This window comes from Thermoanaerobaculum aquaticum, from assembly GCF_000687145.1.
GTDB lineage: Bacteria > Acidobacteriota > Thermoanaerobaculia > Thermoanaerobaculales > Thermoanaerobaculaceae > Thermoanaerobaculum > Thermoanaerobaculum aquaticum.
The window spans coordinates 33,808-51,917 of record NZ_JMFG01000015.1 but is presented as its reverse complement, the minus strand read 5'-3'; the positions used below and the strand labels follow the sequence as shown (position 1 = coordinate 51,917).

Genomic DNA, 18,110 nt, shown 5'->3' with positions numbered 1-18,110 from the left:
TCGCACGGAAAACCCTGTGAGGCTCGATCATCTCCTGCTGCCGGAGCACGTGCTCCTGGATATCCCCGCTCGTACCCGGGAGGAGGTTCTGTACTTCGTGGCCCAGGCTTTGGAGCGCAGTGGCCTGGTGAACAGCGCTGAGGACCTGGTGGACCACCTTTTGGAAAGGGAAAAGCTGGGGGCCACGGTGGTGGGCCATGAGGCGGCCATACCCCACTGCAAGCTACCGTCCCTCAAGCAGGTGGTGGTGGCCTTTGCCCGCACTCAAGAACCGGTTCCCTTTGGCCCCGAACCCAAGGACCGGGCCCGCTTTTTCTTTTTTGTGTTGTCCCCGCCCGATGAGCCGGCCGCGCACCTGCAGGTGCTCGCGGAAATCGCCAGGCTCCTGCGGGACCGGGACGTGGAAGCCGGGTTGGCCAAGGTCAAAACGCCGCAAGAGCTTTTGGTGCTTTTGGCCAAGCGAGACAACGCATGAGCCAACCACCAGCTCCTCTTAAGGTTTCCCAGTTCCTTGCGGACAAGAGGCTTGCCGGGCTTGAGCTCACACTTTCGGTGGCTTCGCCGGTGGGTCTGGAGCGGCCCATCCTTTCCCCCCGTTTGCAAAAACCGGGTTTGGCGCTGGCGGGTTTTTTGGCTTCTCTTCGGCCAGGGAGGGTGCAGGTCATTGGGGCCAGCGAAGCGGAGTTTTTAAAAACCCTCCCGGAGCCCACGCGGCAGGAGCGGGTGGCGAGTCTCGTCGCCAGCACCCCGCCCCTGGTGGTGGTGAGCAAGGGCAACTGGGAAACCGCGGAGCTTTTCGCCAACTTTTGCAAGGCCCATGAGGTGGTTTTGGCGGTAAGCCCGGCCAACACCTCGGAGGTCATCGAGCGGCTTTCCTCCGCCCTGGAAGTGCTTCTGGCCCCGCGAACCCGGATTCACGGCGACCTCCTGGACATCTTTGCGGTGGGCGTGTTGCTGCAGGGTGAATCGGGCCTGGGCAAGAGCGAATGCGCCCTGGAGCTCATTTACCGGGGCCACCGCTTGGTGGCCGACGACGTGGTGGAGGTCTTCCGGGTGCGGCAGGACCAGCTCATCGGCCAGGCCCCGGAAAAGGGGCGCGGCGTGATGGAGGTCCGGGGCCTGGGGATCATCAACATTGATCAGCTTTTTGGAGCCGCAGCCATCCGTGATTGGAAACCCATCGATCTGGTCATCCAGCTGGTCCCCGAGGAGACCCTGCCCGTGGAACGGCTGGGGCTGGACCAGAAGTTCACCGAGATCCTGGGGGTGCGTCGTCCGCTCCTGCAGGTTCCGGTGGCCGCCGGGCGCAGCCTCTCGTTGCTGGTGGAATGCGCGGCCCGGCGGCATTTGCTGCTCCAGCGGGGGGTCAGCGACATGGGCCGGGCCTTCGTGGAGGCCCACGACCACGTGCTCAAACCGGAATGAGCCAAGCCACCAAACCCCGAGCCATCATCGTCACCGGCCTTTCGGGTGCGGGTAAGTCCATCGTCACCCGCTGCTTCGAGGACCTGGGCTTTACCTGCGTGGACAACCTGCCCCTGGACCTCATCGAGCCGCTTTTTGAAAGGGCGTTTGAAGCCCAGGGGCCGCCCTGGGTGGTGGTGGTGGACGTGCGGACGCCAGCCTTTGCCGCCGGCTTTCCTGCGCTGGTGGAAAAGCTCAAGGCCAGGTTTCCGGGCATTGAGGTGCTGTTCGTGGATGCTGCCGACGAAGTCATCGTGCGCCGCTTCCAGGAAACCAGGCGCCCTCACCCCTTTCGTCATTTGGACCTGCCGGAAGCCGTGGCATACGAGCGTCAAATCCTCCAGGCGGTGCGGGCGGTGGCTTCGGCGGTGTTGGACACCTCCAACTACACCCCCCACGAGCTGCGTGCCGAGGTGGCCAAGCGGTTTGGCACCACCGAGCTGGCGCAACCGCTGGTGGTGCGCTGCGAAAGCTTTGGCTTCAAGTTTGGTTTGCCCCCCGACGCCACCCTGGTGTTTGACGTGCGCTTTCTGCCCAACCCTTACTTCGTCCCGGAGCTGCGCCCGCTGCCCGGCGATCACCCCGACGTGGTGGCCTGGCTTTCCAGCCACCAGGAGGTGGAAACCGTGTACGGCCGGCTCAAAGGGCTGGTGGAGGAGCTGTTGCCCTACTACAAGCGCGAGCAAAAGAGCTACGTGGTGATTGCCTTCGGCTGCACCGGTGGTCGCCACCGGTCGGTATACTTAGCTTCCCGATTGGGGGAGGACTTGCGGAGGGCGGGGTGGTTTGTGCGGGTCCACCATCGCGATCGGGATAGGGAAGCGTGAGCCGTTAGCAAGGAGGGGGCAGGCAAGAACATGGTGGGAATCCTCATCATTTCGCACGGTAGCTTGGCGGAGGAGCTCCTTTCGGCCGGAAGGAAGATTGACTCCACGTTGGCGCAGCAGGCCAAGGCTCTTTCCTTGGAGTGGAACGTCGAGCCGGCCAAGGCCAAGGCCGATATTGCCTCAGCCCTCAAGGAGCTGGATTCGGGCGAGGGCGTCATCGTGCTCACCGATATGTTTGGCGGCACGCCCACCAACCTCTCGCTGGCTTTCCTGGACCCTGCCCGCTCGGAGCTGGTCACCGGGGTCAACCTTCCCATGCTGGTGAAGCTTGCTTCCCTGCGCCGGGAGCAAAACTGGACGCTTAAAGCCCTGGCCCGGGCCGTGGCGGAAAAGGGGCAAAAGAGCATTTACGTGGTAAGCGAGGTGCTGGAGCACAAAGGTGGAAAGGGCAGCGAAGCATCAAAGAACAGTTGAGCTGGTAAACCGGCTGGGCCTTCATGCCCGCGCGGCTTCCAAGTTTGTGCAAGAGGCGTCCCGTTTCCAGGCGGAAATTCGGGTGCGCCACAACGACGAGGAAGTGAACGGGAAGTCCATCCTCGGCCTTTTGCTGCTTGCGGCTCCCTGTGGCTCCAAGCTTACCATTTCCGCCGAGGGTGTGGACGCTGAAGAGGCTTTGCAAGCGCTGGTCCAGCTGGTGGCCGATCGCTTTGGAGAGCCCAGTTGACGGCTTCTCGCACCCTTTCCGGCTTGCCTGCCTCCCCGGGTATCGCCATGGGCGAGCCGCTTTTGGTAGAAAACCAGCCACTGCCGGTCATCCGCGTGGCCATTCCCGAAGAGCGGGTGGAGGAGGAAATCGCCCGGCTGCACGAAGCCGCCTCGCGGGTGGCGGCCCGCTTGGCCGAGCTCAAGGAAGCCGCCGGCGCGCGCATGGGCCCCGAATTTGCCGCCATCCTGGAAGCCCACAGGCTCCTGCTTTCCGATCCCACCCTGGCCGCGGAGGTGGAGGAGGTCATCCGCCGGGAGCGGGTCTGTGCCGAGTGGGCCCTGGAGGAAGTGGTGCGGGGCCTCCTCCAGCGCTTTGAGCAGCTGGCGGACGTGTACCTGCGGGAGCGGCAGGTGGACCTTTTGGACGTGGCCGCCCACTGGCAGCGGGAACTGCAGGGAAAGCCGCAGCCCCGGCTCGTCAACGGGCAGCCCCGCATCCTGGTGGCCGATGACATCCCGCCTTCCCAGGCGATTCAGCTTGCCGCCGGAAGCGTCATTGGCTTTGCCTCGGAAGCCGGAGGGCTCACCTCCCACACCACGATCATCGCCAAGTCCCTGGGGATTCCGGCGGTGGTGGGTGTGGAAGGGCTGGTGGAAGCTACCCGTCACGGCAACTTTGTGATCGTGGACGGCTTTGAGGGCCACGTGCTCATTAACCCCGAGCCTGCTTTGGTTGAGGTTTACCGCTGGCGGGCCCAGGAACACCGGCGCCGGCAGCAAAACCTGCTGCAGCAGGCGGGGCTGCCCGCCGAAACCACCGATGGTCACCGGGTGCGGCTTTTGGCCAACGTGGACCTCCTCCACGAAATCGAGGACGCCCACCGCGCCGGCGCCGAAGGCGTGGGCCTCTTCCGCTCGGAGTTTTTGTTCATGCAAACCGCCCCGCTGTTGCCCGACGAGGAGGCGCAATACCAGGTGTACCGAAAGCTGGTGGAGGGCTTCCCCGGCCAGGTGGTGACCATCCGCACCTACGACCTGGGTGGCAAGAAGCTTGCCCGGGAGGTCCTGGGGCAATTGGAGGCCAACCCCGCCCTGGGCCTGCGGGGCGTGCGCCTCTCCTTGGCTAGGCCCGACTTCTTCCGCACCCAGCTGCGCGCCTTATTGCGGGTGGCCGGGGAGTTTCCCGGCCAGGTGCGGGTAATGGTGCCGATGGTGGGCCACCTGGAAGAGGTGCGCACCGTCAAGGTAATGCTGGAGCGCCTGCGGCACGAGCTCGAAGAGGAAGGGAAGGCAACGCCTCCCGAGCTGGCCCTGGGCGCCATGGTGGAGGTCCCGGCGGCAGCGCTCTTGGCCGAGCACTTTGCCCGGGAGCTGGCGTTTCTCTCCATTGGTACCAACGACCTCACGCAGTACACCTTGGCGGTGGACCGGGCCAACCGGGAGCTGGCCCGCACCTACCGGCCGCTGCACCCGGCGGTATTGCGCCTCATTGAGAGGGTCATTACCGCGGGCCGACGCGCCGGTATCCCCGTGTCCCTCTGCGGCGAGCTGGCCGCCGACCCCATTGCGGTTCCGGTGCTCCTGGGATTAGGGCTTACCGAGTTTTCCATGCACCCCCCGGCCCTTCCTGTGGTGCGGAGCCTCATCCGCGCTATTTCCTTTGCCGATGCCAAGCGCATTGCCCGCCGCGCCCTGAGCATGGCCAGCGCCAAGGAGGTGGAGGAGTTTCTGTGGGAAATCGTGGCGGGTCTTTTGGCCAAGCTGCAACTGAGGGTACGGATATGACGCGATTCGTGGAAAAACCGTGGGGTCAGGAAGAAATCTTTGCGGAAACCCCGTACTACGTGGGCAAGATCCTCACCGTGAAGGCAGGCCATGCCCTCTCCCTGCAGTACCACGAGCGGAAAATCGAAACCATGCGGGTTTTGGCCGGGGAAGGGGAGCTCCACCTGGGTACGCTCCCCTTGACCGGCCCCATGCAGGTGGTGGCCATTGCTCCCGGCTCGGTCTTTCACCTGGAGCCGCGAACCGTGCATCGGGTGGTGGCGGTGAGCGACCTCACCATTTTGGAGGTTTCCACCCCGCACCTTGACGACGTGGTGCGCCTGGAGGATCGTTATGGCCGTGAGGGCACAAACAAACCTTAGGCGCGGGGTGGCCCAGGCCTTGTTGGTTGTGCTGGTTGCCGGCGTAGGGTGGGCTCAAGAAGCCACCCCAACGCCGCCTCCTGTGGGTCTTTCTGACCTTGCCCGCGGCATCAAGCTCAAGCTGCCCCCGGGCACCCGCAAGCTGGACAACGAAGCGGTAAAGCGGCTCGGTAGCGAAGCCACGCTCACCAAAGGCCCATCGGCAAAAGAGGGGGCCTCGTCCCTTTCGACAATTGAGGCATGGCAAAAGCGGTACCAGGAGGCCAGGGCGCGGGTCCTGGGCCTGGAGCTTTTCCTGCAACAGGCGCGAGCGCAAGCGTACTCTCCCGGCAGTGCGGCCAGCGCTGTGCTGCAGCGCAGCATCCGCCGGGCGGAAACCGAACTGGAAATCATGCGCGGGGCTCCCGAGCAGGTGATCAAGCAAGCGCTGGCGGCGGGTGGCAAGCGCGAGTGGTTCTCGGACCTCCCCGTGCCCGAGCCGATCTTTCCATCGTGGGTTGATAGAGGGCAGGGCTCGCCGCAGCCTTAGCTCCGCAAGGGTTTGCACAAAGCAAGACTTGGTTGCAAAATGGTAGGGGCCAGCGGTCGTCCGCCCCTACTGGCGCGCACCACGGTGGCGAAAGGTAACGGGAGGAGCATGAAGACGTACTGGATTGAAACCTGGGGTTGTCAGATGAACGTGCTCGACTCCGAGTATCTGGCGGGGATGTTGCAAGCTTTTGGCCTGGCTCCGGTGGCGGACCCTCAAGAAGCGGACGTGGTGCTCTTAAACACCTGTGCGGTGCGCGAAAAGGCCGTGCAAAAGGTGCTTTCCCGCCTGGGGGAGCTGCGCTTCCTCAAACAAACGGTGGGAAAACCCGAGGTCATCGGCCTTTGCGGTTGCGTGGCCGAACAGGAGGGTGCCCGGGCCCTGGCTAAAAGCCAGGTCCTGGACTTCGTTTTGGGCCCCGGCCGCATTGCCCAGCTGCCCATGGCCTTGCAGGCGGTGCACAAGGGGAGGAGGCTTTCGCTTACCGGTTTTGAGGAAAGCCGGGATCTGGACACCCACCTCATCGCCCGCTCCCATTCGGCCCGGCAGTACGTCACCGCCATCCACGGTTGCAACCAGCACTGCACCTTTTGCATCGTCCCGTATACCCGTGGTCAGGAGATCAGCCGACCGCTTGCCGAAATCGTGAGCGAGGTTAAGGCTCTGGTGGCCCGGGGTACGCTGGAGGTTACGCTCCTCGGGCAAACCATCAACGCCTACCGCTGTCCCCAAACCGGTGCCGATTTTGCGGACCTTCTGACCGCGGTTTGTGAGGTGGAAGGCCTCTGGCGGGTGCAGTTCATTACCTCCCACCCCCGGTTCTTTGACGACAAGCTCATCCGCACCCTGGGTTCCCTCCCGCAGTTGGGCACCTACTTGCACCTGCCGTTCCAGGCGGGCTCCAACCGCATCCTCAAGGCCATGCGCCGCCGCTACACCCGCGAGGAGTACCTGGAGCTGGTGGCCAAGGTCCGCGAGGTGCGGCCGGAGGTAGCCCTTTCCACCGACGTCATCGTGGGTTTCCCTGGCGAAAGCGAGGAAGACTTCGAACAGACGTTGGATCTTGTTGAAAAGATTAGATTTAGCCAGCTCTACGGGTTCATCTTCTCACCCCGACCCAAAACCCCGGCCGCCAAGTACCCCGACAGGGTGCCGCGAGCGGTGGCCGGGGAAAGGCTGGAGCGCCTGTTTGCCGCGCAAGCGGCCATTGCCCTCAGCTTGAACCAGGCCCTCATCGGCAAGGTGGTGGAGGTTTTGGTGGATGGCCCGGCCAAGCGCGGGGAGGGTCTGTGGCAGGGGAGGGGCGAGGACCATCGGGTGGTGAACTTCCCGGGTTGGGAGGGCATTGCCGCCGGCCAGCTGGTGGAAATCCGCATTACCGGCGCCACCGCCCACGCCCTCTTGGGAGAGCGAGTGGCTACTGGTGCCCGCGAGAAGGAGGCGGCAGCCAACCCGCTTTTGCCGGTTGCCGCCAACGCCCCCGTTCGCCCTTGACAGGGGATCACCTCGGGTTGATCTTGGAAGGTGAGGGGAGGGAGGCGACATGGAGCAGCACCTTGTGGAAATCAAAGGCCTGATTTTGGATCCGGTCTCCAACACCCCCATTGTGATCCTCAAGAAAGCAGACGAGAACGTGCTTTTGCCCATCTGGATTGGGGTTTTTGAGGCCAACGCCATTGCCATGGAGCTGGAAGGGGTGCAAACGCCTCGCCCCATGACCCATGACCTCATGCGCTCGGTGATCGAAGCCCTGGGCGCAGTGGTGGAGGGCGTTTTGGTGCACTCCCTGGTGGAAAACACCTTCCACGCCACGGTGGCGCTCCGCACCGCCGAAGGTCGTCGGGTGGAGGTGGACGCCCGTCCCTCTGATGCCATTGCCCTGGCTTTGCGCGCCCGCGCCCCCATCAAGGTGGCCGAGGCGGTGTTCCAGCAGGCTCACGCCCTGGAAGTTCGGGATGAAGGTAGCGAAGAAGAAAAGCTCAAGGAGTGGCTGGACTCCTTAACCCCCGAAGACATCGGCAAATACAAGATGTAACCGGCAACCCTCCGGGAGCTCGCTGCACCCCGGAAACCCCGCAACGTGGTAACCTATCCCCACGCTGGGTTCGTGGGCAGTGCGAACTCAGGTTGGACCGGAAAGCCTCTGAACGGAAGGGGATGCGATCGCGCCATGATCATCACGATTGCCAATCAAAAAGGAGGAGTTGGCAAAACCACCACCGCCATTAACCTCGCCGCTGCTTTCGCACTAAAAGGGCTGGCGACGCTGCTGGTGGATTTGGATCCCCAGGCTAACGCCACCATGTCCTTTGTGGACAACCACGAGCTCGCCGCCAGTATGTACGACGTGATGGTGGGGCAAACGCCGCTGGAGGAAATTCTGGTCCCCACCCACCTGGAAAAGCTCCAGCTGGCGCCGGCGAAAATCAGCTTGGCCAAGCTGGAGGCGGCGCTGGTGGGGGAGTTGGACGCCCACTTTCGCCTGAAGGACCGCCTTAGCCCGGTGGCTGACCGTTTTGAAGCGGTGATCGTGGACACCCCGCCCACCCTCGGGCTTTTAACCGTAAACGCCATGGTGGCGGCTACCCACCTTTTGATCCCCATCCAGTCCTCCTACTTTGCGCTGGAAGGCACCGACGACCTTTTGGAAACCGTGGACAAGATCAAGGCCCGGGCCAACCCGGACCTGCAAATCCTCGGCGCGGTCATCACGCTCTACGACAAGCGCACGGTGCTGGCCCGGGACATCCACGAGCAAATCGCCAAGGTGTTTGGCGACAAGCTGTTCAGAACGGTCATTTCCCGTTCGGTGCGCCTGGAAGAAAGCCCGGCCTATCGGGCTTCCATCTTTGAGCACGCCCCTGAGTCCAGCGGGGCTACCGAGTACTACGCGCTTTGTGAGGAGGTTATGGCCCGTGTCTAGCCGCCGCGGTCTTCCCGATTTTCGCAAGATGCGTCACGACCGCCACTTCGTGGAGGAGCTGGCCTCCAAGTCGGTGGTGGGGGTAGGCGTCATGCTCCCGGTTTCGCAAATCGAAACCAACCGCGAGCAGCCGCGGACCAACCTTGGGGACTTAAGCGAGCTCACCGAATCCATCCGCCAGCGGGGCGTTCTGGAGCCGCTCCTGGTGCGCAAGGTGGCCTCCGGCCGCTACCAGCTGGTGGCGGGGGAGCGGCGGTTCCATGCGGCGGTGGCGGCGGGTCTTACGGAAGTGCCCTGCGTGGAGATGTCGCTGAGCGACCAGGAGGCCCTGGAGGTAGCCCTGGTGGAGAACCTCCAGCGCCGGGACCTCAACCCCTTCGAGGAAGCCGAGGGCTACCGCACGCTGGTGGAAAAGTACGGTTACACCCACGAACAGGTGGCGCAGGCGGTGGGGAAGTCGCGGACTTCCATTACCGAGACGCTTTCGCTCTTGAACATCCCTCCCGCCATCCGTGACCTCTGTCGGCATGCCGACATTACCGCCAAGAGCAAGCTGCTCATCATTGCCCGGGCCAAGAGCATTGATGAAATGGAGCGCCTGGTGCAGGCGGTGCTGGAGGAAGGCGCCGATCGCGAGGCTCTCCGTGCTTTGCAGGCCACGGATGCCAAGCAGCCTGAAAGTACGGGACCTACGCCTGCACCCCCGCGTTTCCGCCCAATTCAACTCCGTTACCGTCCCAGCCCCACGGCGCCAGTGCGGGTGTCCCTTACCGTCGCACGGCCGGGGGTAAGCAAGGAAGAAATCCTTCAAGCCTTGGAAGACCTCATCAGCAAGCTGCGCTCCGGCGAGTTCGACCAGCGCCTGGGGAACGGATAAACGCCAGCGCCAAAGAAACAACGCAAAGCAAAGCCAGGAAACCAACAGCCTGTGAGGAACACGACCACACCCAGAATCGCTCACAATTGCCGTTTCGGAGGAGAGGACCGAGACGGGTTGAGCGCCCTTGGCGTGCCGTTCATGCGGTTTCGGCATTCTGTATTTAACATAATATATCTTATCGGACCTTCGCTGGCGCGCTTGGGTTTGTGGAAAACCCCGGCCCTGTGGAAAACCCTGTGGAATCAGGTTCGCAGCCAGGCCTCGCCGCCGTGCGCTACACTTCGTGGCTGTATGAGGCGGTTTCCCTGGATTGTGGGTCGGGCGGTGGTTCGCGAGGCGCTGGGGCCGTTTTTCCTGGCGGCCTCGGTGACCACCTTTTTGCTGGTGATCAGGTTTCTTTTCACCTTTGCCGAGCTGCTGGTTTCCCGCGATGCATCCACCGCTGACGTCTTGCGGCTGTTGGCGTACTCCCTGCCGCACGTGGTGGTGCTCACGCTGCCCATGGCCTTGTTGTTTTCCGCAGTGCTTACGGTTTCCCGCTGGTCGGCGGATTCCGAGGTGATTGCCCTGCAGGCGTGCGGTGTGCGGGCCTCCTGGCTCATGCGACCGCTTTTTGGCTTTGGGGTTCTGATTTTTGCGCTGGATGTAGCGCTGGCCCTGTGGGTTTTGCCGGAGGCCAACCGCCGCTTTCAGGAAACCACCCGGCGCATGTACTTCGCCGCCGCCCGCGCCGCCCTGGAGCCCCGGGTTTTCAACTCGGCGTTTACCGGTCAGCTGGTGTACGTGGATCGCATGCATCCCGCCACCGGCCTCTGGGAAGGGGTCCTGGTTTTCGACCTGACCGATGCGGCCCAGGAAACGCTGATTACCGCCCAGCACGGCTTTCTGGTTGAGGACAGCAGCACCGGTGAGCTCTGGCTTTCCCTGCGGGAAGCCACCGTTCACACCCTTCGACCGGAGCGGCCCGACCGATACCAGAGGAGCCGCAACAGCGAGATGCGCATTTTGCTGCAGGCTCCCCCTTCCGCTTCTGTCACCATCCGCTACGGCCCCCGGGAATCCTCCACGGCCGAGCTCTGGAGCCGCGCCCACAGCCCTCAGGAATCGGAATCCGAGCGGCGGGAGTCCTGGGTGGAGCTGCACAAGCGGGTGGCGCTTCCGGCGGCCACCGTAGCCTTTTCGCTTTTGGGTTTCCCCCTGGGGTTGCGCAACCGGCGCGGCGGCAAAGGCTACGGGCTTACCGTTTCGGTGCTGGTGGTGGTGGGTTACTACGTGTTGTTCAACAACGGCGAGCTTCTGGCCCGCAGCGGCAAGCTGCCGGTGATGCTGGGGATTTGGCTGCCCAACCTGCTGGTGGTGGCTTTGGCGTTTGCTTTCCTGCAGGTGGTAAGCAAATCCCCCAGCGTGCGGAACCCCGGCCCTTCCCAGCTGGTGGCCTTGTGGCAGCGCCTTGCGGGGGTTTGGCGCCTCTTTCGGGCACGCCGCAACGCCGCCGCTGCCAACGGGCGAGCCTGGGCCGCCCAGCGCTGTGCGCCACCCCTGCTTTTGGGTTGCATTGACCGCTGGGTCCTGCGGCAAACGATGACCTTCTTCTTATTGGTCTTAGTGGCGGTTTGCGGGCTTTACATTGCCGTCAATTTTTCGGAACAGGTGGAGGAAATTCAAAAAAACCAGGTGCCTCTAGTGGTGGTGGCAAGCTTCTACCTGCACCTCCTCCCGCAAATCCTCCACGACACCCTGCCCCTGGCGTTCCTCATTGCTTTCTTAGGCACCGCCGCGGTTTTGGAAAAGAACAACGAAACCGTGGCCCTGAAGGCTGCGGGGATTTCTTTAGCCCGGGTGGCGCTGCCGCTTTTGGGCGTTGGCCTGGCCTTGAGCGTCACGCTCTTCGTCCTGGACGAAACGGTAGTGCAAAAGGCGAACCGCACCAGCGAGAAGCTGGAGGATGTCATAAAGGGCCGGCACGGACCCAGGAGCTACCGATTCACCGATCATTCCTTCCTGTTTTTGCCCGACGGCCGAACGGTGGTGAACTTCCTGCTGTTTGATGCCGAAAAGAAAACGCTGGTTCGCCCTTCGGTGTACGTTTTCGACGATGCGCTGGCGCTGCGGGCCCGCTGGTTTGCGCAAAAGGCCACCTATCAGGACGGCACCTGGTGGGGCGAAAACGTGTGGAGCCGCGTGTTCCTTCCCGACGGCGGCGAAGACTTCTCCCCCCGCAGCGGACGTGTGGCCCTCCCCATCACCGTGAGCCCCGAGTACTTCAGTCGGGAGTTCCGCAAGCCTTCGGAAATGAGCTTCCGCGAGCTGGAAAGCTACATTCGCCGTTTGCAAACCGCCGGCTACAAGGTGGACCGCTTGCTGGTGCAGCTCCACCAGAAGCTTGCCTACCCCTTGAGCCTGGTGCTGCTCCCCTGGCTGGCACTCCCCTACGCTTTCCGCCTGGGCCGCAAGGGTACGGTGATGGGTATTGCCACGGCTTTGGTGCTGGCCATGGCGTACTTTTCGCTCACGGCCCTGGCCAGCAAGCTCGGGGAGGTTTCGCTGCTGCCGCCGGTGCTGGCCGCCTGGACACCAACCATTACCTTTGCCCTTTTGGCCCTCAACCGACAGACCTCCCTGCGCACCTAGATGTCGGCATGCCGACAAAAGGAAGGGGCGACCGGATGGTCGCCCCCTGTGGCAAACAGAGCTTTACTGCCGCCTAGCTTGTCAGCACCTTGGCAATCCGCTCCAGCGCCCAATCCAGCTCGTCCCTGGTAATCACCAGCGGTGGGGCAAAGCGGATGGTGTTCACGTGGGTTTCCTTGCACAAAAGCCCTTCCTTTTGCAGGGACTCGCAGAAGCGGCGGGCACCCCCCGCTTCCGGGACCAGCTCCACACCAATCCACAGGCCCTTCCCCCGCACTTCCTTCACGTGGGGTGAGGCAATGGCCCGCAGCCTCTCCAGGAAGTAGTCGCCCAGGCGTGCCGAGTTTTCAATCATCCCCTCTTCCACCAGCACCTTTAGGGCCACCCGCGCCACCGCGCAGGCCAGGGGGTTGCCGCCAAAGGTGGATCCATGGTCCCCGGGGCGAAACACACCCATCACCTCGTCGTCGGCCAAGATGCCGGAAATGGGCACACAGCCGCCCCCCAACGCCTTGCCGATGATCACGATATCCGGGCGAATGCCCTCGTGCTCGTAAGCGAAGAGCTTGCCGGTGCGCCCCAGGCCCGATTGAATTTCGTCCACCACCAGCAGCACCCCATGCTTTTGCGTGAGCTCTCGCAGGCCTTTCAGGTAGCCCGCCGGCGGCACGATAATGCCGCCTTCCCCCTGGATGGGCTCCACCAGCACCGCTACGGTGTTCTGGTTGATGGCTGAGGCCACGGCCTCCAGGTCACCGTAAGGCACCACCCGAAAACCCGGGGTGAAGGGTCCGAAACCCTCGCGGTACTGCTCCTCGGTGGAAAAGCCCACAATGGTGGTGGTGCGGCCGTGGAAGTTGCCCTCAAAGGCGATGATTTCGGCCTGGTCCCGGGGCACGCCCTTGACCGTGTACCCCCACTTGCGGGCCGCCTTGATGGCGGTTTCCACCGCTTCCGCACCGCTGTTCATGGGCAGGAACTTGGCAAATCCGGTGAGCTCGGAGAGCTGCTGACAGAGGGGTCCCAGCTGGTCGTTGCGGAAGGCCCGGGAGGTCAAGGTCACGCGCTCCGCCTGGGCCTTGAGGGCCTCCACAATCTTGGGATGGCAGTGCCCCTGGTTGACCGCCGAGTAGGCGGCCAGAAAGTCCAGGTAGCGGTTTCCCTCCACGTCCCAGACCCAGACCCCCGAAGCGCGGGTAATCACCACGTCCAACGGGTGGTAGTTGTGGGCTCCGTACTTTTCCTCTAAAGCAATGAGTTGCTGCGCTGAAAGTTTTTCTTCTCCCACCTTGGCCATGCGTTTCCTCCTTGCGGCGAAATACCGCCGCAAAAGGTTAGTGAAAGTAGCACGCAAGCGCAAGTCGCTTTGCTTTTTTCCCTTTAGCCGTTGTAAAGGTACTCCACGTGGCCGGGACCCAAGAGGGCAAGGAGCCTCTTTTGCAGCTTTTCGGGATCCACCCCCAGCACGCGCGCCGGCAACACCTCGGCCCGGAAGCTTTCACCCACCAACCGCAGGCGCACGGGCAGATTTCCCTCGCATTCGGAAAGCGCATCCATGAGCTCCTCCAGGCGCTCTTTGCTTTCAAAGCGAGAAAGGGGAATGGTCAGACGAACGGCGCGGGCCTTGCGCAGCTCAATGCCCTCCAGGGGGCTGGCATCCTCCACCCGCAGCTCCACCTTGTCGTCCCGGCTGCTCTTGGCCAGGGTGCCCACCACCCGTAAGGCCTTGCCGTTTTCCAGCAAGCTCTGAAGGCGGGCAAAGGCGTCGGGGAACGCCACGGCGCGCACAGCCGCGGTTTGGTCTTCCAAAAGGAACGAAGCCATGGGGCGCCCCCCCTGGCCGTTCTTTTCCCGGGTCTTGTGCTGAGCCATCCCCGAAACAAGGCCCGCCACCGTCACCTCCCGCTCCCCTTCTTCCCACGCTTTTTCCAGTTGCGAGAGGGGCATGATCCCCAGCACCTGCAGCACGTTTTGGTAGCGATCCAAGGGGTGGCCGGAAAGGTAAAAGCCTAAGGTTTCCCGCTCCCCGGCCAGGAGCTCTTGAGAGGGCATGGGGGCCACGCTTTCCGGGGCAGGCAAGCCGTCCCCCTCTTCGCTTTCCAGGCCAAAGAGAAAGCCCTGCCCGGCGGCCAGCGACTGGCGCTGGTGGTTGGCCCTCTCCAGAAGCCAGTCCAGCTTGTCCAGCAGCACCCCCCGGTGGGGGTAAAGGGAGTCCAGGCTTCCCGAGCGGATGAGGCTTTCTAGTACCCGCTTGTTGGCCACCCGCTCGGGAAGGGCCCGCAAAAACCCCACCACCGAGGTAAATCGGCCGTGTTGTTGTCGCGCCGCCAGGATGGCCTTGGCCGCCGTCTCCCCCAGCCCCTTCACCGCTGCCAGGCCCACGCGGATGGCGTTGCCCTCCACCGTAAAGGTGTCCCGGGAGCTGTTCACATCCGGAGGCAGGATCGGGATGCCCTTGGCCTTGAGGGAGTTCACGTAAAAGGCCAATTGGTCGGTGTCGTCCACCTCGCTGGACAGGGTGGCGGCCCAAAAGTGCAGCGGGTAGTAAACCTTGAGGTAAGCGGTTTGGTAGGCCACAAAAGCGTAGGCCACGGAGTGGGACTTGTTGAAGCCGTACTGGGCAAAGGGCACGATTTGCTCCCAAAGGGCCTGCACCTTGGCCCGATCGTAGCCCTTGGCCACCGCTCCCGCCACGAAGGCTTCGCCCTGCTGGTCAATGAGCTCTTTGATCTTTTTGCCCATGGCCTTGCGCAGGGTGTCGGCGGCGGCCATGGTGAACCCCGCCAGCTCCACGGCAATGCGCATGACCTGTTCCTGGTAAACGATGACGCCGTAGGTTTCGGCCAGGATCTTCTCCAGCTCGGGGAAGATGTACACGATGGGGGTGCGGCCGGCCTTGCGGCTGGCGTAGTCGTTGATCCAGCTCATGGGTCCCGGGCGGTAGAGGGCGTTAAGGGCTGCCAGGTCCTCAAAGCGGTTGGGTTTGGTGGTCACCAGCAGCTGGCGCATGCCCGAGGATTCAAACTGGAAGATGCCGTCGGTGTCGCCGCTGGCAAAAAGCTCAAAGACCCTGGGGTCGTCCAGGCTCAAGTTGCGCAAATCCGGAACCTTTTCCCCGGAAAGCTCGATGCTCTTCAGGGCATCGTCCATGATGGTGAGGGTCTTGAGCCCCAGGAGGTCCATCTTCAAAAGCCCCAGCTTTTCGATGACGTCCTTGTCAAACTGGGTGACGATTTCATCGCGGCTTGTGCGGTAAAGCGGCACGATCTCACGTACCGGTTTGGGGGCAATGACCACCCCGGCGGCGTGCATGCCGCAGTGGCGCGCCAGGCCCTCCAAACGCTGGCCAATGGCCAGGAGCTGCCCCACCCGCGGGTCGCGTTCCGCCAGCTCCGCCAGCGCCGGTGAGTCGTGCAGCGCCTGCTCCAGGGTGACGCCCAGGGTTTCCGGGACCAAACGGGCAATGCGATCGGTTTCCCCAAAGGTCATGCCCATGACCCGCCCCACATCGCGGATCACCGAGCGGGCTTGCAGGACGTTGAAGGTGGCGATTTGGCAGACGCTTTCCTCGCCGTAAAGCTGCCGCACGTGTTGAATGACGTCCTCTCGTCGCCGCTTGCAAAAGTCAATGTCAATATCGGGCATGCTGATGCGGTCGGGGTTGAGGAAGCGCTCAAAAAGCAGGTCGTACTGCAGCGGGTCAATGTCGGTGATTTCCAAGGCGTAGGACACCAGGGAGCCGGCGGCGCTTCCCCTACCCGGCCCCACCGGGATTCCGGCCGTCCGGGCAAAATCCACAAAGTCCCAAACGATGAGGAAGTACCCCTCGAAGCCCACATCGTGAATGACCTTGAGCTCGTACTCCAGCCGCTGCCAGTACTCCTTATCCGAATGCCGGCGGGGTTGCGGTTGAGCCAGGCGCTTGGCCAGGCCTGAGCGTGCCAGCTGGTTGAGGTACTGCTCCGCGCTTGTTTCCTCGGGCAGCTTGGGATAGCGCGGCAACAGCAGCTTATGATCGGCAAAGGAAAAGCGGCAGCGCTTGGCGATTTCGGCGGTACGGGCGACCGCTTCGGGGATATCCCGGAAAAGCTCGGCCATTTCCTGGGGGGATTTCACGTAAAACTCGTCGTTGTAGGCGTAGTCTGAAGCCAGCTGCTGGAGGGTCTTGTTTTGCCCAATGCCGATGAGCACGCGATGGGCGTCGACGTCTTCCCGCCGGTGGAAGTGGCAATCGTTGGTGACCACCAGCGGAACGCCGGTGCGACGGCTTAGCTCCTGAATGGCTTCGCGCACCACCGCTTCCTCGGGAAGCCCGTGGTCCTGCACTTCCAGGAAGTAGTTTTGCGCTCCGAAGATCTCCCGGAACTCGGCCACCACCCGCTCGGCCCGCTCCCGATCACCGGCCAAAAGCGCCTGCGGCACTTCTCCCGCCAGGCACCCGGAAAGGGCAATGAGGCCTTGGGAGTACTGGGCCAGAAGCTCCTTGTCCACCCGTGGCCGGTGGTAAAACCCTTCCAGATAGGAAAGCGTGGAAAGCTGCATGAGGTTGTACCAGCCGGTTTCGTTTTCCACCAGCACCGTGAGGTGGTGGTAGGGCTTGTGGCGACCGAAGGGGTTTCCCTGCCGATCAAAGCGGCTTTTAGGGGCCACGTAGAGCTCACATCCCACCACCGGGTGAATGCCGTGCTTGCGAGCGGTGGTCACAAACTCAAAAGCCCCGAAGAGGTTCCCGTGGTCGGTGAGGGCCACCGCCTCCATCCCCAGCTGGCCCACCTGCTTGACCAGCTCCTCCAGGCGGATGGTGGCGTCCAGCAGCGAGTAGTGGGAGTGAAGGTGAAGGTGAACGAACGGCTCCGGCATGGCGCCATTCTAGTACCGGGCGGAAATGGCGGAATCAAGATCAAAATTCATATTTGCAAGCGCTTGCCTTAAAGTGCGAAAAGATTATGTCAACTTGCTGCAGCTTGGGGGTCACCCGTCGCTACCGCACCCGCTCCAACCGGGCCAGCCACCAGGTCACCGCTACCCCATCGGCAAACATCACTCCAGAGGTGAGGAGGACGTCAGAACCGGAAACCGCGTAGCTTTCCACGCCTAAGATTCGCCTTTCGGGTGAGCCGTAGTGAAACTGCAGGAGCTCGCGGTTCCACGCTCCCGTTCCCAGCAACACCGTGCCCAAAGGGATGGAGTTCATGTGAAAGCGGATGAGCCCTGGGGCCACCAGGTCCAGGGTGAATTCGGTGGCCACCGGCCGGGAGGTGGTGTCTTCGGCATCCCGCACCTCCCCCACGACCCGCAGGGTTTCCGGGAACTCCTCGTGGGCCTTGACCTCGGTGGTTCCCAACACGTTTTGGGTGGGCCCCTGCGCGGGGAAGTACTGTCCCTGCAAAAGCCAGGACCCCGGGACCAGAAAGGGGTGCAGTTTTTCCATCACAACGCTATTCTACGCCTCCATGATGCGTTCTCTCCCCTACCAGCCCTGGTGTCCCGTGTGCGGGGATCCCAACACCAATCCGAAAGCCTTGGGCTTGCGCTTTGCCCTTGACGAGGCCACCGGCACTGTTTTTGGTTCCGTGCGCTTTCAGGCCGGGCAGCTGGGCTACGCCGGGCGGGTGCACGGCGGCGTCGTGGCTATGGTGCTGGATGAGGCCATGGCCTGGGCCTGCGCCTTTCGCGCCAGAAGCTTCTGCACCACCGGCGAGCTGAAGCTCAAACTCAAGGCCGCTGTCCCACCGGATCAGGCCCTGACCGTAAAGGCCTGGGTGGAAGAAGCCCGGGGTCCCTACCTGCGCGCCAGAGGCGAGCTCGTTTCTGCAGAAAACGCCCTTTTGGTCACCGCTTCCGGTACCTTTGCAGCCATGCCCCGGGAGGAATCCTTGAACCTCCGGCGTTTCCTCCGCTTTCAGCCGCAGGATCTGGACGTGCTCACCGGCTTACCGTTCGGCGAGCAGAGCCCGGACGCTTGTCAGTAACAGGCCCGCTGCTTGCCGAATCGGGTACGGCC

17 protein-coding genes are annotated in these 18,110 nt (G+C 63.1%); 14 read left to right on the top strand and 3 right to left on the bottom strand.

What is annotated here, in order from left to right:
* The first annotated feature begins 16 nt into the window (after positions 1 to 16).
* The 13 genes from EG19_RS05905 (at position 17) to EG19_RS05845 (ending at position 12,106) form a co-directional block, all read left to right on the top strand.
* Positions 17 to 475, top strand: a complete 459-nt coding sequence (locus EG19_RS05905; protein WP_038048580.1) for a PTS sugar transporter subunit IIA — start codon at positions 17 to 19, stop codon at positions 473 to 475.
* Positions 472 to 1,425, top strand: a complete 954-nt coding sequence (gene hprK, locus EG19_RS05900) for an HPr(Ser) kinase/phosphatase (protein ID WP_053334971.1) — start codon at positions 472 to 474, stop codon at positions 1,423 to 1,425. The genes EG19_RS05905 and hprK overlap by 4 nt, the downstream gene beginning before the upstream one ends.
* Positions 1,422 to 2,291, top strand: a complete 870-nt coding sequence (gene rapZ, locus EG19_RS05895; RefSeq protein WP_038048579.1) for an RNase adapter RapZ — start codon at positions 1,422 to 1,424, stop codon at positions 2,289 to 2,291. The genes hprK and rapZ overlap by 4 nt, the downstream gene beginning before the upstream one ends.
* 30 nt (positions 2,292 to 2,321) lie before the next feature.
* Positions 2,322 to 2,765 (top strand): PTS sugar transporter subunit IIA, encoded by a 444-nt coding sequence (locus EG19_RS05890; RefSeq protein WP_038048578.1) that lies wholly within the window; start codon positions 2,322 to 2,324, stop codon positions 2,763 to 2,765.
* Entirely contained in the window at positions 2,731 to 3,015 is a 285-nt protein-coding gene (locus tag EG19_RS05885) for an HPr family phosphocarrier protein (RefSeq protein ID WP_038048577.1), read from the top strand. The genes EG19_RS05890 and EG19_RS05885 overlap by 35 nt, the downstream gene beginning before the upstream one ends.
* Positions 3,012 to 4,781: a phosphoenolpyruvate--protein phosphotransferase gene (gene ptsP, locus EG19_RS05880; protein ID WP_053334970.1), complete on the top strand. Its 1,770-nt coding sequence runs from the start codon at positions 3,012 to 3,014 to the stop codon at positions 4,779 to 4,781. Before EG19_RS05885 ends, ptsP begins: the two co-directional genes overlap by 4 nt.
* On the top strand, positions 4,778 to 5,143 hold the full coding sequence (locus tag EG19_RS05875; protein WP_038048576.1) for a cupin domain-containing protein: 366 nt from the start codon (positions 4,778 to 4,780) through the stop codon (positions 5,141 to 5,143). The genes ptsP and EG19_RS05875 overlap by 4 nt, the downstream gene beginning before the upstream one ends.
* Positions 5,121 to 5,672, top strand: coding sequence for a hypothetical protein (locus tag EG19_RS05870; RefSeq protein WP_152543945.1), 552 nt, complete (start codon positions 5,121 to 5,123; stop codon positions 5,670 to 5,672). Before EG19_RS05875 ends, EG19_RS05870 begins: the two co-directional genes overlap by 23 nt.
* Positions 5,673 to 5,780: 108 nt before the next feature.
* Entirely contained in the window at positions 5,781 to 7,166 is a 1,386-nt protein-coding gene (gene miaB / locus EG19_RS05865; RefSeq protein WP_053334969.1) for a tRNA (N6-isopentenyl adenosine(37)-C2)-methylthiotransferase MiaB, read from the top strand.
* 49 nt (positions 7,167 to 7,215) lie between these two features.
* Entirely contained in the window at positions 7,216 to 7,707 is a 492-nt protein-coding gene (locus EG19_RS05860) for a bifunctional nuclease family protein (protein WP_038048574.1), read from the top strand.
* Between the two features lie 135 nt (positions 7,708 to 7,842).
* Positions 7,843 to 8,595 carry a ParA family protein gene (locus EG19_RS05855; protein ID WP_038048572.1) on the top strand — a complete coding sequence of 251 codons (753 nt, stop codon included), beginning with the start codon at positions 7,843 to 7,845 and terminating at the stop codon, positions 8,593 to 8,595.
* Positions 8,588 to 9,472: a ParB/RepB/Spo0J family partition protein gene (locus tag EG19_RS12550; protein ID WP_053334968.1), complete on the top strand. Its 885-nt coding sequence runs from the start codon at positions 8,588 to 8,590 to the stop codon at positions 9,470 to 9,472. The genes EG19_RS05855 and EG19_RS12550 overlap by 8 nt, the downstream gene beginning before the upstream one ends.
* Positions 9,473 to 9,766: 294 nt before the next feature.
* Positions 9,767 to 12,106: an LptF/LptG family permease gene (locus tag EG19_RS05845; RefSeq protein WP_038048571.1), complete on the top strand. Its 2,340-nt coding sequence runs from the start codon at positions 9,767 to 9,769 to the stop codon at positions 12,104 to 12,106.
* A gap of 73 nt (positions 12,107 to 12,179) precedes the next feature.
* Here EG19_RS05845 and rocD read toward each other — a convergent pair whose 3' ends face one another.
* From rocD to EG19_RS13650, 3 genes are all read right to left on the bottom strand, one after another.
* On the bottom strand, positions 12,180 to 13,403 hold the full coding sequence (gene rocD / locus EG19_RS05840; protein WP_038048569.1) for an ornithine--oxo-acid transaminase: 1,224 nt from the start codon (positions 13,401 to 13,403) through the stop codon (positions 12,180 to 12,182).
* 83 nt (positions 13,404 to 13,486) lie between these two features.
* Complete coding sequence (gene dnaE, locus EG19_RS05835) at positions 13,487 to 16,966, bottom strand: DNA polymerase III subunit alpha (RefSeq protein WP_038048568.1); 3,480 nt, start codon at positions 16,964 to 16,966, stop codon at positions 13,487 to 13,489.
* Positions 16,967 to 17,087: 121 nt separating this feature from the next.
* The gene (locus EG19_RS13650) at positions 17,088 to 17,540 is read right to left on the bottom strand and encodes a hypothetical protein (RefSeq protein WP_161685431.1); all 453 of its coding nucleotides are present in this window, start codon (positions 17,538 to 17,540) and stop codon (positions 17,088 to 17,090) included.
* A 19-nt stretch (positions 17,541 to 17,559) separates the two neighbouring features.
* Between EG19_RS13650 and EG19_RS12545 the strand changes: the two genes are divergently transcribed.
* Positions 17,560 to 18,078 (top strand): PaaI family thioesterase, encoded by a 519-nt coding sequence (locus tag EG19_RS12545; protein ID WP_053334967.1) that lies wholly within the window; start codon positions 17,560 to 17,562, stop codon positions 18,076 to 18,078.
* The last annotated feature ends 32 nt before the right edge of the window (positions 18,079 to 18,110 follow it).

Excerpts from the sequence above, each read along its gene's own strand:
- hprK (WP_053334971.1), top strand. The coding sequence starts at position 472 with ATGAGCCAACCACCAGCTCCTCTTAAGGTTTCCCAGTTCCTTGCGGAC.
- rapZ (WP_038048579.1), top strand. The coding sequence starts at position 1,422 with ATGAGCCAAGCCACCAAACCCCGAGCCATCATCGTCACCGGCCTTTCG.
- EG19_RS05890 (WP_038048578.1), top strand. The coding sequence starts at position 2,322 with ATGGTGGGAATCCTCATCATTTCGCACGGTAGCTTGGCGGAGGAGCTC.
- EG19_RS05875 (WP_038048576.1), top strand. The coding sequence starts at position 4,778 with ATGACGCGATTCGTGGAAAAACCGTGGGGTCAGGAAGAAATCTTTGCG.
- miaB (WP_053334969.1), top strand. The coding sequence starts at position 5,781 with ATGAAGACGTACTGGATTGAAACCTGGGGTTGTCAGATGAACGTGCTC.
- EG19_RS05860 (WP_038048574.1), top strand. The coding sequence starts at position 7,216 with ATGGAGCAGCACCTTGTGGAAATCAAAGGCCTGATTTTGGATCCGGTC.
- EG19_RS05855 (WP_038048572.1), top strand. The coding sequence starts at position 7,843 with ATGATCATCACGATTGCCAATCAAAAAGGAGGAGTTGGCAAAACCACC.
- EG19_RS05845 (WP_038048571.1), top strand. The coding sequence starts at position 9,767 with ATGAGGCGGTTTCCCTGGATTGTGGGTCGGGCGGTGGTTCGCGAGGCG.
- rocD (WP_038048569.1), bottom strand. The coding sequence starts at position 13,403 with ATGGCCAAGGTGGGAGAAGAAAAACTTTCAGCGCAGCAACTCATTGCT.
- dnaE (WP_038048568.1), bottom strand. The coding sequence starts at position 16,966 with ATGCCGGAGCCGTTCGTTCACCTTCACCTTCACTCCCACTACTCGCTG.
- EG19_RS12545 (WP_053334967.1), top strand. The coding sequence starts at position 17,560 with ATGATGCGTTCTCTCCCCTACCAGCCCTGGTGTCCCGTGTGCGGGGAT.